The organism is Microbacterium sp. A93 (assembly GCF_051842835.1).
In genome coordinates this window covers 63,839-78,613 of record NZ_JBPXMT010000015.1, presented here as the reverse complement: position 1 = coordinate 78,613, position 14,775 = coordinate 63,839, and the positions used below count along the sequence as shown (strand labels likewise).

Below are 14,775 nucleotides of genomic sequence, written 5' to 3'. Positions count from 1 at the left end.
TATGGCGGACGCTCGCCGAAAGGAAATGTCAGTGCTCATTGCCCAGCGCCCCACGCTGACTGAAGAAGTCGTTGTCGACAACCGCTCCCGGTTCATCATCGAACCTCTGGAACCCGGATTCGGCTACACCCTCGGGAACTCCCTTCGCCGGACCCTGCTGTCCTCCATCCCGGGCGCTGCTGTCACCAGCATCCGCGTGGATGGGGTGCTGCACGAGTTCAGCACCGTCTCCGGTGTGAAGGAAGACGTCACCGAGGTCATCCTGAACATCAAGAAGCTCTCGGTCTCCTCCGAGCATGACGAGCCTGTCGTCGCCTACCTGCGCAAGCAGGGTCCCGGCGTCGTCACGGCCGCGGACATCACGTCCCCTGCCGGCGTCGAGGTCCACAACCCGGATCTGCACATTGCCACCCTGAACGGCAAGGGCAAGTTCGACATGGAGCTCATCGTCGAGCGTGGCCGCGGCTACGTCACGGCCGCTCAGAACAAGTCCGCCGACGCGGAGATCGGCCGGATCCCGGTTGACTCCATCTACTCGCCGGTCCTGAAGGTCACCTTCAAGGTCGAGGCCACCCGTGTGGAGCAGCGCACCGACTTCGACCGCCTCATCATCGATGTGGAGACGAAGGAATCGATGGCTCCGCGTGACGCCATCGCCTCCGCCGGCACCACCCTGGTGGAGCTCTTCGGCCTGGCCCGTGAGCTGAACCTGGAAGCCGAAGGCATCGAGATCGGCCCGAGCCCCACGGACACCACGGTGGCCGCGGACATGGCTCTGCCGATCGAGGACCTGGAGATGACCGTGCGCTCCTACAACTGCCTGAAGCGCGAGGGCATCCACACCGTTGGCGAGCTCGTTGCCCGCTCCGAGGCCGATCTGATGGACATCCGGAACTTCGGTGCCAAGTCCATCGACGAGGTCAAGGAAAAGCTGACCGAACTGGGTCTGTCCCTGAAGGACTCCCCGGCTGGCTACGACCCCTCCGTGCACTCCCAGGAGTCTGACGAGGAGTCCTACGGGCAGTTCTGAGCCCCGGTTCTTTGAACTGGGCTTGGTCCTTTCCGTACCACCACCCATAGCGTCCTGACGGCCAGTGGCTGTCAGGGACCATCTGAGGAGAATTACCAATGCCTACCCCCACCAAGGGACCGCGCCTGGGCGGCGGCCCTGCCCACGAGCGGATCATGCTGGCCAACCTCTCGGCCAACCTGTTCGAACACAAGAAGATCACCACCACGGTGACCAAGGCCAAGCGCCTGCGTCCCTACGCCGAGCGCCTGATCACCTTCGCCAAGAAGGGCGATCTGGCTTCGCGTCGCAAGGTTCAGGGCATCATCTCGGCCAAGAACCGGACCAACAAGACGATCGTGCACGAGCTGTTCACCGTGATCGGCCCGGCCATGGCCGCGCGTGAAGGTGGCTACACTCGCATCACCAAGATCGGCAACCGCCACGGGGACAACGCCCCCATGGCCGTGATCGAGCTCGTGATGGAACCGGTGTCCGCCAAGCAGGCAGTGGTCCAGGAGGCCGAGAAGGCCGCCGAGGTCGCTGCCCCGGCTGCTGAGGCTCCGGTTGCCGAGGCTCCCGCCGAGGAGACCCCGGCTACGGACGCCCCGGCTGTTGAGGCGTCCGAGACTGAGACTGTCGAGTCTGAGGCTGCCGAGACACCTGCTGCCGACACCTCTGCTGCAGAGGACTCCGCTGAGGAGAAGACCGACGAGAAGTGATTCTCCCGGTCTGATCCGGCAGGCTGCGTTCTCGTAGCCCGCCAGACGGCAGATGTTGCCGAGCTGAACCACCCCGACCCGCCACCGTGCACCTTGCGTGCGCCGGTGGCGGGTTCGTGTGTTTAAGAAGGCTCCTTCCGTGGTCCAGTCTCAGATCAGACCCGAGGCCAGCACGAAGATGGCGCCGGCGTGGGCCACGGTGGCGCCGAGCACACCGTGGCGGAGGGCGATGACGGCGCAAACAAGCCCCTCGAGAGCGGTGAAGGCGATGATCGGCCAGCCCAAGCCCGTCAGGTTATAGGCCAGGAAGAGGTGCCCCGCGGCGAAGAGCAGGGCCGAGAGCAGGGCCGCCCGCCACCGGCCGGTGCGTCCGGGGAGCTGGTCCTCAAGATGCGCTTGGAGGAATCCTCGGAAGAGCACCTCCTCCACCAGATTCCCGCACAGAGCGAAGAGCACCAGCACCACCAGGACTCCGCCGGCCACGGCGCCTCCACGGTGCTCGACGGGGACCACCGGCATGGTCAGGGCAGGGGCCACCGAATGGAGTGCGGGGATCCACTGTCCGAGCGTTCCGTAGAGGTACAGGAACGGCAGGACGATCAGCCCACCACCGAGCACGCCGACGAGGACCGAGGCCCACCAGCGGCGCCCCGTCCACAGCACCGTCCAGCGGAGGTCACGGCAGGCCCAGAGGATTGCGGCCACCAAGACGAGCGAGGCCACGGCCATGACCAGCAGGGCGAGGGGGTCGTCGGTGAAGCGAAGCCACAGCGTCGGCAGCTCGCCGGTTCCGCCCATTGCACTGGTCCCTGGGTCGGCACCAGAGCCTAAACCAGAGCCGGTACCTGCCATGGGACCTGCGCTGGCATCTGCGCTGGCACCTGTGCCGCCCACCCTGCCGAACTCCCACAGCCCATGGGTGGTCATGGCGTCCCGGGCGAAGATGAAGCCGAGGATCAGCATCATGATGCGCACCCCGTGCGACTCCCGTGGGAGCAGGGCCACCACCACGCCGACCAGTACAACCCCGGGCAGCACGGTGAGCAGGTAAGCCATCCACGGCGCGAGGTTCGGATCCATGCGGTCCATTCTGTCCCGGGATTTAGAATGGTCCCCATGTCCACGCCGTCACCCGCACTAGTCCGCGTTCGCCTCGATCTGGCCTACGACGGCACGACATACAAGGGTTGGGCCACTCAGCCTGGTCTACCGACGGTGCAGGGGGCCCTCGAGGCAGCGTTGGCCATGATCATCCGCCGTCCCGTGCGCACCGTCGTCGCCGGTCGCACGGATGCCGGCGTCCATGCCCGAGGCCAAGTGGTGCACTTCGACGTGACCGAGGCCGAATGGAAGGCGGTGACGCGGCATCGGGAAGCCCTGGAGCCGGAGCCGACCTTGGTGCGCCGGCTCAGTGGCGCTCTGAGCCGGGAAGAGGGCGCAGTGGTCATCCATCGGGCGTCGCTGGCCCCGGAGGGATTCGACGCACGGTTCTCGGCGCTGTGGCGCTCCTACCGGTACGCCATCAGCGACTCGGCAGAAGCGCGTGACCCGCTGGACCGTGGTTTCACGTACTGGCACAAGGCCCCGCTGGACGTGGAGCTCATGAACGCCGAGGCGCGGTCCGTGCTGGGCCTGCATGACTTCCTGACCTTCTGCAAACCGCGGGAGAAGGCGACCACGATCCGTGAACTCCAAGCTTTCGGCTTCTCTCGCGACGCCCATACCGGACTCATCACCGCCCACCTGCAGGCTGATGCCTTCTGTCACAACATGGTGAGGGCCCTCGTCGCCGCCACGGTGCAGGTGGGGGAGGGAAGGCACCCTGCCGGATGGGTGGCTGGGCGGCTTGAGGCCATGGTGCGTGATGCGCAGACTCGGTTGGCTCCGCCGCATGCGCTGGTGTTGGAGCACGTGGAATACCCTGATCCCGGCGCTGATCCTGAGGCACTGGGTGCCCGCGCGGCGGGCACGCGTGCCAGGCGGGTTCGACTGTAGTCGGGCACTCGGGCACTCGGGCACTCGGACACCCGGGTGCTCGGTCACCGGGACACTCGGGTGTCCTGAGCGGGGCTGGCGGGACTCCGGCGAGGTGCTCATCGTTGGCGCCAATAGAGGTTGCGTTGTGGTTGTCTTCGTGGGTCTAGGTAGGGCGCTGGGATGAACCACGGGCTGCCGGTTCTCATGTCGATGTCCCAGGCGCCTGAATGCACGGCGTGATGGTGGTGGACACAGAGCAGCACTCCGTTCTCGACGGAGGTGGGCCCTCCGTGTTCCCAGTATTCCACGTGGTGGGCTTCGCACCACGGTGCGGGGATCCAGCAGCCGGGGGCGGTGCAGCCGCCGTCTCGTGCGGCGATCGCCTGGCGTAACCGGGTGGGGAAGAGTCGTTGGGCCCGTCCGATGTCGAGGACCTGGCCCTCAGTGCCGAGGACCACTGGAAGGATGTCCGAGTCGCAGGCCATGGCCCGGATGATGTTCGGGTGGATCGTGCCGGTGAAGGCAGCCGAGGATTCGAACTGGCTGAGGTCCTCTGCCGTAAGGGCACCGGTCCTGTCCAGATCGCCGAGCAGGGTGTGGAAGTCGATGGTCACGGCGACTTGGGGGCGCTGACCGCCGGTGGAGGGTAGCTGGTCTGACTCGATCAGCGCCAGGCCTCCGGCGATGCACGCGATCAGGCCGTCCAACTGCTGTTGATTCCGTGAGCGGGGGTCAAGGGCCGGCACGACGGTGAACTCGCCACAGTCGTCGGACAACACCTCGGCCATCAGCTGCCCCTCGATTCCCTCGGTTCCCTGGTCGGGCCTACGGTGCTGGGCTCGGGGGTTCGTAGCGGCTCCGGCAATGGTCTCGAGGTATTCATTCTGGGCGTCGTCGACGGCCAGTAGCCAGTGGTGCAGGCCGTTGCGTTTGCCCTTGCGGATCATTCCCTGGATCTGCGGGAGGTCGGCATCGTGTGGTTCGGCGCCGTCTGGGTCCACGGTGGCTTCGAACCATTTGAGCCAGTGGTTGCTCACCTTGCGCAGGGTGCCCGGGTCCACGGAGAGGGCTTGCGAGACCAGTCGCTGCTCGCCGTCGTCCAGGAGGGTGCCGGCGGCGTGCGGGTCAGCACCGACCCGGCGGGCCATCTGGCGGGCTGTGTCGATGGCCTGGGTGATGACGTCCACGGCAGCACGGTCTACCGCACCTTGCTGGACTGCTTCGGACAGCAAGGGAAGCAGGGCAGGGAGGGCGTCTCCGGACAGGGTTTGGGTCGGGCGGAGTGTGGAGGCCCAGCGGATGCGTCGGCGGGCCTCGGTGGCGTCGATGCGCAGGGCGAGTTTGAGGTAGTCGGTGGCGTCACGGAACGCGGTCTTGCCCGCGGGCAGGCCCAGGAGCCGTTGGCGTTCTGAAGGGTTCTCGTAGGCCTCCACGGCGTGACCGGTCAGGGACGTCTGGGCTGCCGTGATGCAGCGTCCGACGTTCTCCAGGACCTGTTGCAGCGTGGGCAGGGTGAAATCGGCGGCGTCAGTGGGATCCAGGGCACCGGCACCGGCATCTGCAGGGTCCACGGGACCGACACCGGCACCGGCAGCGGCATCGGCCGTAGCGTCAGCCTCGTCCGGTCGGGTGGCGAGCATGGCGCCCCAGTCCTTGGACGGGTCCGCAAGGTCGCCGGGGGAGGGGCAGAAGTCCAGGGGAACCACCTCGCGCAGTGCATCCGGGGCCGCGAGGCGATCCGTCACGGCCCGGGTGGCCGCATGCAACAGCGTCAAGAGCTGCTCGAGGGGCAGCTCCCCCAGAGGCAGTCTGGCGTCATGATGCTGGTCTGATGCTTCGCCGAGATCCATGCCGCCCTCCTCCACCCATCTTCACCCATGGGAACAAGTGTTCGAATGAGTCCATTCGATCATGGGTCTCGGGCAGAAGGAAGGGTCTGCGGAGATCTGTGGATGACACGCCAGGGATTGGTCACCTGTGGAGGAGTGGACCGGCCGCGTGTGGGCGCGAGGGGGCCCTTGAGAGGAGCGGCGCCTGCCGCGCGGAGGGTTGTCGGTCGACCTGCGGAGATCGGGGGGCGTGGCCCGTCCACAACCGTTATGACCCTGTGTCCCCGCAGCGCCCGAGCATGGACTAGATTCAGCGATCATCACCGCAGCCGGGCCCCGCCGCCGGCCCTTCTCGGGAGCCCGGATGCCACACCCCTGCGCGGTTCAACCGCACCGGACCAGGTGCCCGTTCAGAGGCTCCCCATGAACCCCGCATCGAACCCCGCGTCGTCCCCCTCGGACCTTCCCCCGCCGCCTGTGGACGGCTCCCCGCCTGATGTGGTGGTCGCCTCGAAGTCGCGACCCTTCACGACGACGGCCACCTCCAGGGTGCCCACGCGCCGGTTCGGCGCCGCGCGGGTGACAGCTGCGGTGGTGCTGGCGGGCGCCGTCGCCGTCGGCCCGGGGATGGTCCTGCCTGCCGCTGCCACTCCGCTCGCCGGTGCCCCCGCAGCGCTCGCTGGCCCCGCTGCCGGACTCGCCGGCACCGCCGGTCTCCCTCTGCTCGCCGATGCCGAGGGGCTCACCAGCGTGGAGCACGGCTACCCGGGCTACTTCAGTGGTCTCTCCGTGGTGGAGGATGAGCTCAGTGCCGAGGCGAACCACCTCACCGTGAAGGCCGATTTCTGCCTGCACCCCGACGCCACGGCGGAGGACGGTGTGGGGTTCGACATCATGTGGGACGCACCGATCAGCAAGTGGGAGGTGTTGGTCGGGCTGGATGAGCGGTACACGTCCTCCGTCCCCGTCCTCGATGACAGCGGCGAGACCGTCCTCACCGCTGACATGGTCTTCTCCGTCACCGAGCTGCCGGATGGCTGGGGTCAGGAGCTCAAGACGAGCGTCGACCTCACTCTGGGCGCCGGCGCGGCCGGTGCCGGCACCTGCGGCACGCTGGAACTGCCGATTGCCGCGCCGCTGGCGCTGGCCGACGTCGTGGAATCGCAGCCGGGTGACCCCGCCCACGCCACCGACCCCGCCAGCCCCACCGACCCGACCGACACGGAGTCCGGCGAAGCCGATGAGCTAGATGAGTCAGATGAGGTCGACGAGTTCGACCCGTACGCCTACACCGTGGCCTTTGTGGACCAGGACGGCCGCCGCAGCTCGGACACGGTGCGTCTGAACCCCACGGAGCTGCCGGTGCGCGAGGCCTGGGCCAGCGGCGAACTGGACTTCACCGGCTCCACCCACTGGGTGATGCTCACGAAGGCAGGCCCGTCGGCGGCCCTGGACACCTCGGTGGTCCTACAGGACGGGACGCTCTGCCGGGAGTCCTACGATGCCCTGATCATCGATTCCACCACCCTGATGCCCACCAACCAGGAGCCTGACCTGGATGTCAGTTGCGACGCTGGAACCAAGACCTTCACCCTGGAGAACCGGCTGCGGGCCGATCGTCAGCTGGTGATCTCCCAGTTCGACCCCCGCCCGGGCGCGGCGGCCGTCACCCATGAGCTCGCGGCGGACCTCACCACGGACGGGGTGACGGAGCGCCGGACCGCTCAGGTCGTCTCGGCCGCACCGGTCGGCCGGCTGACCGGTTCCTGGACCGCACCTCAGGCCTGCCCCGCGCCCTTCGCGGACAACGCCCCCGGCTCCACCGCCACCTACCAGCGGGACATCCGCTGGATGCAGTGCTGGTCCATCACGCAGGGTTACGCGAACGGGACCTACCGCGCGGGCCAGTCCATCAGCCGGGGCGAATCCGTCGCCTTCCTCTACCGCTACAACGAGCAGGTGGGAGAGGCCTTCCCGCTGATGGCCCCCGGCGAGGGAGACTTCTGGTTCGAGGGCGAGGAGAACCCGTTCCGGGATCTCAGCGAGGACCACCCCTTCTTCGAACCCATCGCCTGGGCGGTGGGCCAGGGGGTGACCGCCGGGTATGCGGACAGCACCTTCCGCCCGGCTCGATCGGTCACCCGCGGCGAGCTGGCGGCCTTCATCTACCGACTGGTGGACGGGGGATACAGCGATTTCGACGACGAGTTCGACAATGGCAGCGGCGAGGAGCCCAGCGCCCCGTTCAGCGATGTGCCGGTCGACCACGCCTTCGCCCGCGAGATCAGCTGGCTCGCCGGACAGGACGTCCTCAGCGGCTACCGGGACGGCACCTTCCGCCCCGCTCAGCGGATCAGCCGGGGTGAGGTCGCCCGCGTGCTGACCCAACTCCACGAACAGCTGGTCCAGCGCTAGTCAGCAGGCACCGCGCGGGTGCCGGGCCAGCCCCGAAGCAACACCCTTCAGGCCCGACGACGGCCGGTCACCTTCCCCGGGAAGGCGACCGGCCGTCGTCGTACCCGGGGTGAAATCTGGGGAGAAGCGGGGGAGAATCGGGGTGAATCGGGGTGAATCCGGGGCGAATCCGGCGCTCTGCGCCACACTTTGCCCCGACCGCGCCGACACGGTAGTATTGACCTTCGTTGTGCGTGTCCATTCCCGGATTCGCTGCGCCCACGGGTGGCCTGGTTGCATGGTCACTAAAGCCCGGGGTGCCGTCGGGAAGCTTTCGGACCCGGCCTCACGTCAGTCCTCACCTGGCGTACCGGCTGCGCACCGATGAACTCAGTGACCGGATTCGCGATTTCACGATCGTGGGCCGGAGAGCTGTAACCGACACCGAACACGAAGGCAAACAACGTGCGTACGTACACCCCGAAGCCCGGCGACGCCGATCGCCAGTGGCACGTCATTGACGCCACTGATGTCGTACTGGGTCGTCTTGCCAGCCAGACCGCAACACTGCTGCGCGGAAAGCACAAGCCGACCTTCGCCCCCCACATGGACATGGGCGATTTCGTCATCATCATCAACGCTGAGAAGGTCGCCCTCACCGGCGCCAAGCTCGAGAAGAAGCGTGCCTACCGCCACTCCGGTTTCCCGGGTGGACTCTCCTCCATGTCCTACGCGGAACTGTTGGAGAAGAACCCGGTGCGCGCCGTGGAGAAGGCCGTGCGCGGCATGCTCCCCAAGAACTCTCTGGCTGCTGACCAGATGAACAAGCTGAAGGTGTTCCGCGGTGCTGAGCACTCGCACGCCGCTCAGCAGCCCAAGACATTCGAAATCGGCCAGGTCTCCCAGTAACGGGTCAGCCCACCACACATCTTTCAAGGAGAACCATGACTCTCAACGAGAATGAGTCGACCGAGGAAGTGGAGCTGACCAGCTACACCTCCGAGTCCACGTCCGCACCCGAGGCCGTTGCCGTCGCTGAGCGCCCTGCGCTGACCGTCGGCGGCGGAGCCGTTGGACGCCGTAAGCGGGCCATCGCCCGCGTGCGACTGATCCCGGGCTCCGGCTCCTGGACCATCAACGGCCGCAGCCTCGAGGACTACTTCCCGAACAAGCTGCACCAGCAGGAAGTCAACGATCCGTTCAAGCTCCTCGAGCTCGAAGGCGCGTATGACGTCATCGTCAACATCAGCGGCGGTGGCCCCTCCGGCCAGTCCGGTGCCGTGCGCCTCGGCGTGGCCCGCTCCCTCAACGAGATCGACCGCGAGAACAACCGCGCCGCTCTCAAGAAGGCTGGCTTCCTGACCCGCGACGCCCGTGCGGTGGAGCGCAAGAAGGCCGGCCTCAAGAAGGCCCGCAAGGCCTCGCAGTTCTCGAAGCGCTGATCCTCAGCCCTTCACCTGCACCATCTCGCACTGTGCGGGCGTCATCCCTTCGGGGGCGGCGCCCGCACAGGCGTTTAAGGCCTCGCGTGCGTCGTCTGCATCGTCTGCATCGTCTGCATCGTCTGCATCGTCTGCGTGGGTCGTCCGCGTGGGTGGTCAGTTGCCGCTGCAATCCGTGGCTGATCGCCACTGGAACTGACCACCCACGGTAGGGGGAGGGGCTGGCCGGGGTTATCGGCCCGTCTGGAGGGCGCCCCAGGTGTCCGGACCGGCGATCCCGTCGGCGGCCAGGCCGCGCGAGGACTGATAGGTGCGCACGGTGGAGTCGGTCTGGGCGCCGAACACGCCGTCGTCCGCCAGGGCGGTGCCGGCGGCCGCATTGAGGCCGCGCTGGAGATAACGCACCTCGGTGCCGCTGTCTCCGGAACGGACCGAGGCCCCGGCGGCATGGTGGGTGGCCAGCGCACCCCACGTCCGCGCGCCGACCACGCCGTCCACGCCGGTGCCGATCGATGACTGGTAGTCGCGGACGGCCTGCTCCGTGGCGTCACCGAAGACACCATCGGCGGCGCCGGGCTGGTGTCCGATCCCGGCGAGGGTCACCTGGACGCGGCGCACGGCGTCGCCCTCGTCTCCACGGCGCACCGTGGGATAGTCGCGGGAGGCTCCCGGGCCGGCGTCGAGCCCTCCTGCCAAGGCGGCCTTGACCTCCTGGCGCAGGGCCGGAAGCTGCGCGTAGAAGGCATCCCCGCAGCACAGGGTCTGGGCCCCCGGCACATCACGGTGCGCGATGATCTGGTCTGCGGAGATCCCGTACCGCTCGCAGATGAAGGCACTGAGGTGCACCAGCGAGGTCCACTGGGCATCGGTCGGCAGGGCGCTCGTGTACAGGCCGTCCACCTCGATGCCCACCGACTGGTCGTTGAACCCGTAGGCATGGGCGCCCTCGATGAAGCGGGTCCCGTCCACCACGGCTGCGAGCGATCCCTGCCGTCCCTCGAGCATCTGACCGCCGCGGGCGATGGTGAACTGCTGCCCCGTGTCCGCCCAGCCGTTGGTCAGATGGTTGCGCTGGATCAGCCGGGCCACCTCCTTCGCCGCCTCCTCCGAATAGTCGGAGGAGTTCACGTGCGTGGTGTGGTGGATGACGAGGTGTCCGGGGCGGTGATTGATGGTGGGCAGCGAGCCCTTCGGCGAGGAGGCGCCCCAGCTCTCGGCCGAGATGATGCCCGGACGCGCGATGGTGGCGGCGTAGGCGGGTGCGGTGGACGCGGTGACCGCGCTGCCGAAGGCGAAGAGGCCGCCCAGGGCGGCGGTGCCCTGCAACAGTCGGCGGCGGGAGAAGCCGGGCCGGGCCGGGGTGGCAGGAGAGGGGTGCGCGGAGTGCGGTGCGGTGAGGTGATCGTTCACGTCAGGCTCCATTCAGGACGATCCTGGACCTCGCGGGGGACTGCTGGGGAAGCACGCGGGGGCCGGACCGCTGGTGGTGGTCGACTTGAGACGGTTCCCCCAAACTACGTGGGTGACCTGGCTCATGCGCGGCAGAAACGCCGACGTCGGCCTGCAGGGGACCAGGTCGAGACCTTTGGTCAATGCCGGGTGCGGAGCCACCGCCGGCGTACCAGGCGAGCATCACGCGGTGGTGTGGAACAGTGGAGTCCGCTGTCACCTGTCACTATTCACCAGTCGCCGTCCACCTTTCACCTGTCACCCGTCGCGAGGAGCCCGAGCATGCCGACACCGTCTGGCCTGCCGGCCCCTGCGCCGGTACCTGTCGGCGGCCCGCCAGCCACCGCCGGGGCGTTGCTGTGGCGGTCCCTTCGCCGCCGCAGGAACCTGATGGCCGGGAGCCTGACGTTGATGACGCTGTGGCAGGTGTGCGAGGCGTTCGTACCGATCGCCATCGGGGTCATCGTGGACGTGGCGATCGTCCCCCTGGACGGCACCGCCATGATCCTGAGCCTGGTGGGGATCGGGCTGCTCTTCACCGTGCTGTCCCTGGGCTACCGTTTCGGCTCCCGGCTGGCCAACACCGCCCTGCAGGAGGAGGCCCACGCGCTGCGCGTGGAGGTCGCCGAGGTGCCGCTGACCTCCGGGACGGTGGCCGCCCGGTCGAACGCCGGCGAGGTGCTGTCCCTGTCCTCGGCCGACGCCGACGTCACCGCCCTGGTGTTCCGGCAGATCGCCGCCGGCGGTTCGGCGGTCATCGGTCTGGTGGCGGTCTCGGTCTACCTGCTGGTCACGGACGTGGCGGTCGGGCTGGTGGTGCTCGTGGGGGTGCCGCTCAGCCTGCTGCTCGTGGCGCTGCCCTCGCGGTCCATCTCGCGGCACTCCACCGTGCAGCAGGAGGCGATCGGCCTGGCCAGCCGCCGAGCCGGCGACATCCTGGCGGGGCTGCGGGTGCTCAGCGCGGGCGGCGGTGAACGCTGGGCGAGCGCGCACTACCGTGACGCCTCACAGCGGGCCGGGAGGGCCGGCGTCGTGATGGCCGAGCGCAGCGGCAGACTGGAGGCGATCGGTGCACTCGGCACCGCCGTGGTGCTCGCGCTGGTCCTGCTGGTGGCCGGGCAGCGGGTGCTGGCCGGTGACCTGAGCCTGGGCGCCCTGATCTCCGTGGTTGGCGTGGCCGTGTTCTTCCAGGAGCCGGTGCGCACCATCACCGCGATGGTCGGGACCTTCGCGCGCTCGCACGGGGCGGCCCGGCGGATCGCGGCCTTCCTCAACGCGGTCCCGGCGGAGCAGACGGGGGAGCAGGTGCCGGAGTCGGCGGGCCTGCGGATCACCGGGCTGGTGCTGGGGGCGGAGGATATCCAGCAGGCCGAGCACGACGGCGGCGCTCGGCTCGGGCGCGACGCCCACCTCGACCTGGACGTGCCCCCGGGGCGGTTCGTGGCCCTGGTGGTGGAGGATCCGGCGCACGCCGGCACGATCCTCGAGGCCGTGGATGGGCTCGGCGACCAGGCCGGCACGGTGCTGATCGGAGGGCACCCACGCAGTCTGCTGCTGCCCCGGCTGGCCGCACACCTGGTGGTGGCCCCGCACCGGGTGGACCTGTTCTCCGGCACCGTGCGCTCCAATATCGTCCTGCACCACGGGGGCGCGGAGCCGGATGGCGAGGTCGATCCACAGGTGCTCGCCGCGGCGGGGGCCGCCGAGATCATCGAGCACTTCACGGACGGGTTGGATCACCGGGTGGACGAGGGTGGGCGCAACCTCTCCGGCGGCCAGCGCCAGCGGATCGCACTGGCCCGTGCCCTGCACGCCGACCCGGCCGTGCTCGTCCTGCACGAGCCGACCAGCGCCGTGGACGCCGTCACCGAGTACCAGATCGCCCAGGGCGTGAGGTCGCTGCGGTCCGGGACCACCACCGTGGTGGTGACCTCCTCGCCGGCCTTCCTGGCCGTGGCGGACACCGTGGTGCACGTGCAGCTGGATGGCACGAGCACCACGGGAACCCATCAGTCGCTGAGCGAGAGCTCGGACGCCTACCGGACGGCGGTGGATCGATGAGCCGGTACGCGGCGGCGGACTCCGGTAGCGGGGCCGGCCACGGGGCCGGCACCCTGCCCTTGGCCCGCCCGGCCGACTCCTTCCGGATGCTCTGGCGGCACACGCGTGGCCAGCGCGGATTTGTGGTGCTCGTCGGGATCACGGGTCTGGTGGCCGCCGTCGCCGGCCTGGTGGCGCCGGTGGTGATCGGCTGGCTGGTCGACGTGTTGTTGGCCGCCGGGGAGGGCGGCGCCGCCGCGCCCAGCCCCGATCCAGCTAGTCTCGATTCAGCCAGCCCCAGCGGTCCGGGGACCGCCCTCTGGTGGGCCGCGGCCGCCGTCGCCGGTGCCGGTCTGGTGGCCGCCGCCTGCGCCTGGGCCGGACAGGCGTGGCTGGCCCGGGCTGCCGAACCCACGGTGGCCGGGCTGCGCGAGGCCGTGATGGACCGCGCCCTACGGATCGGCTCGGCGCGGCTGGACGGCACCGAGACCGGCGACCTGGTCTCCCGGGTGGCCGAGGACGCGCGCGAGGTCAGTCAGGCGGCCAGCACGGTGATCCCGCTGGTGGTGCAGTCGCTGTTCACGGTGTTGGTCTCCGGCGCGGGGCTGGCGGTGGTGGACTGGCGGCTCGGCCTCGTCGGACTGCTGGCCGTCCCGATGTACTGGACCACCCTGCGCTGGTACCTGCCGCGCTCGGAGCCTATCTACCGCCAGGAACGCGCCGCCTTCGGCACCCGCGCCTCCCGGTTGCTCGGCGGGATCACCGGTGCCCGGACGCTGCGCGCCTACGACGCCCAGGGGCCCGAGCTCGAACGCATCCACGCCGCCTCCGCCCAGGCCCGCGACCTGTCCATCGAGGTGTTCGGCTTCCTCACCCGCGCCTTCAGCCGGAACAACCGGGCCGAGGCCGTGGTGCTCGCGGCCCTGCTCGGCGCCGGGTACCTGCTGGTGGCGGGCGGCTACCTCACCGCCGGCGCCGTGACCACGGCCGCCCTGCTGTTCCACCGCCTGTTCAACCCGATCGGCGCCCTAGTCGGCATGTTCGATCAGGTCCAGTCCGCCGGCGCCTCGCTGGCCCGGATGGTCGGGGTCATCGACCTGCCCGTTCCCGAGCGTCTCGAGCGGTTGCGCGGCGGACCGCTGGAACTGGCCGGGATCTCCCATACCTACGACGACGGCACCCCCGCCCTGCACGACGTCCACCTGGCGATCGGGCCGGGGGAGGTGGTGGCCGTCGTCGGGACCACCGGGGCCGGCAAGTCCACGCTGGCGCAGATCGCGGCGGGCATGGTGGCGCCCAGCGTGGGGACGGCGCGGCTCGGCGGCGTGGAGCTGACTGCGGCAGACCCGGTGAGCCTGCGCGAACACGTCACCATGGTCTCCCAGGAGGTGCACGGCTTCGCCACCACCGTGGCCGAGAACCTGCGGGTGGCCCGGCCGGGGGCATCCGTGGAAGACCTTCAGGCGGCGCTGGCCACGGCCGGGGCCGACTGGGTGGCGCAGCTGCCGCACGGTCTGGACACCGAGGTGGGGGAGGACGGCCACCGGCTGGACCCCATGCAACTGCAGATGCTGGCCCTGGCCCGGGTGGCGCTCGCCAACCCCCAGCTGGTGGTGCTGGATGAGGCGACGGCGGAGGCCAGCTCGGCCGGCGCGAGGAGGCTGGACGTCGCTGCGGCCAAGGTGTTGGCCGGGCGCAGCGCCCTGGTGGTGGCCCACCGGCTCAGCCAGGCCGTCAGTGCGGACCGGATCCTGGTGATGGAGGACGGGCGGATCGTCGAGTCCGGGACCCACGAGCAGCTGCGCGCCGCCGGGGGCCGTTACGCCGCGCTCTCCCGAGCTTGGTTCGGCGCCTGAGGCACTGCCTTCCTTGCGCTTTTAGTCGACTTGGCGTGGGTGTTCGAGCCAAACACC

11 protein-coding genes are annotated in these 14,775 nt (G+C 69.1%); 8 read left to right on the top strand and 3 right to left on the bottom strand.

Annotated elements, in window-relative coordinates; all coding sequences use genetic code 11:
• Window positions 1-31: 31 nt before the first annotated feature.
• A complete protein-coding gene (locus ACSU1G_RS29805) occupies window positions 32-1,030 on the top strand; it encodes a DNA-directed RNA polymerase subunit alpha (RefSeq protein WP_439284482.1) in 999 nt (332 codons plus the stop codon).
• Between the two features lie 98 nt (window positions 1,031-1,128).
• Window positions 1,129-1,731 (top strand): 50S ribosomal protein L17, encoded by a 603-nt coding sequence (gene rplQ, locus ACSU1G_RS29800; protein ID WP_439284480.1) that lies wholly within the window; start codon window positions 1,129-1,131, stop codon window positions 1,729-1,731.
• A 150-nt stretch (window positions 1,732-1,881) separates the two neighbouring features.
• On the opposite strand, the gene ACSU1G_RS29795 is transcribed toward rplQ, so the two are convergent.
• Entirely contained in the window at window positions 1,882-2,811 is a 930-nt protein-coding gene (locus ACSU1G_RS29795; protein ID WP_439284478.1) for a CPBP family glutamic-type intramembrane protease, read from the bottom strand.
• Between the two features lie 36 nt (window positions 2,812-2,847).
• Here ACSU1G_RS29795 and truA point away from each other — a divergent pair, with 36 nt between their 5' ends.
• Window positions 2,848-3,726 (top strand): tRNA pseudouridine(38-40) synthase TruA, encoded by an 879-nt coding sequence (gene truA / locus ACSU1G_RS29790; RefSeq protein WP_439284476.1) that lies wholly within the window; start codon window positions 2,848-2,850, stop codon window positions 3,724-3,726.
• Between the two features lie 98 nt (window positions 3,727-3,824).
• Here truA and ACSU1G_RS29785 read toward each other — a convergent pair whose 3' ends face one another.
• Window positions 3,825-5,558 carry a DUF222 domain-containing protein gene (locus ACSU1G_RS29785; protein ID WP_439284475.1) on the bottom strand — a complete coding sequence of 578 codons (1,734 nt, stop codon included), beginning with the start codon at window positions 5,556-5,558 and terminating at the stop codon, window positions 3,825-3,827.
• Window positions 5,559-5,960: 402 nt separating this feature from the next.
• Here ACSU1G_RS29785 and ACSU1G_RS29780 point away from each other — a divergent pair, with 402 nt between their 5' ends.
• From ACSU1G_RS29780 to rpsI, 3 genes are all read left to right on the top strand, one after another.
• Window positions 5,961-7,952: an S-layer homology domain-containing protein gene (locus tag ACSU1G_RS29780; protein WP_439284473.1), complete on the top strand. Its 1,992-nt coding sequence runs from the start codon at window positions 5,961-5,963 to the stop codon at window positions 7,950-7,952.
• 444 nt (window positions 7,953-8,396) lie between these two features.
• On the top strand, window positions 8,397-8,840 hold the full coding sequence (gene rplM, locus ACSU1G_RS29775; RefSeq protein WP_439284471.1) for a 50S ribosomal protein L13: 444 nt from the start codon (window positions 8,397-8,399) through the stop codon (window positions 8,838-8,840).
• 35 nt (window positions 8,841-8,875) lie between these two features.
• Window positions 8,876-9,373 carry a 30S ribosomal protein S9 gene (rpsI, locus tag ACSU1G_RS29770; RefSeq protein WP_439284469.1) on the top strand — a complete coding sequence of 166 codons (498 nt, stop codon included), beginning with the start codon at window positions 8,876-8,878 and terminating at the stop codon, window positions 9,371-9,373.
• A gap of 231 nt (window positions 9,374-9,604) precedes the next feature.
• On the opposite strand, the gene ACSU1G_RS29765 is transcribed toward rpsI, so the two are convergent.
• Window positions 9,605-10,783: a peptidoglycan recognition protein family protein gene (locus ACSU1G_RS29765; protein ID WP_439284467.1), complete on the bottom strand. Its 1,179-nt coding sequence runs from the start codon at window positions 10,781-10,783 to the stop codon at window positions 9,605-9,607.
• 321 nt (window positions 10,784-11,104) lie between these two features.
• Here ACSU1G_RS29765 and ACSU1G_RS29760 point away from each other — a divergent pair, with 321 nt between their 5' ends.
• Both ACSU1G_RS29760 and ACSU1G_RS29755 read left to right on the top strand, forming a co-directional pair.
• Complete coding sequence (locus ACSU1G_RS29760) at window positions 11,105-12,883, top strand: ABC transporter transmembrane domain-containing protein (RefSeq protein WP_439284465.1); 1,779 nt, start codon at window positions 11,105-11,107, stop codon at window positions 12,881-12,883.
• Window positions 12,880-14,718: an ABC transporter ATP-binding protein gene (locus tag ACSU1G_RS29755; protein WP_439284463.1), complete on the top strand. Its 1,839-nt coding sequence runs from the start codon at window positions 12,880-12,882 to the stop codon at window positions 14,716-14,718. Before ACSU1G_RS29760 ends, ACSU1G_RS29755 begins: the two co-directional genes overlap by 4 nt.
• Window positions 14,719-14,775: the final 57 nt, after the last annotated feature.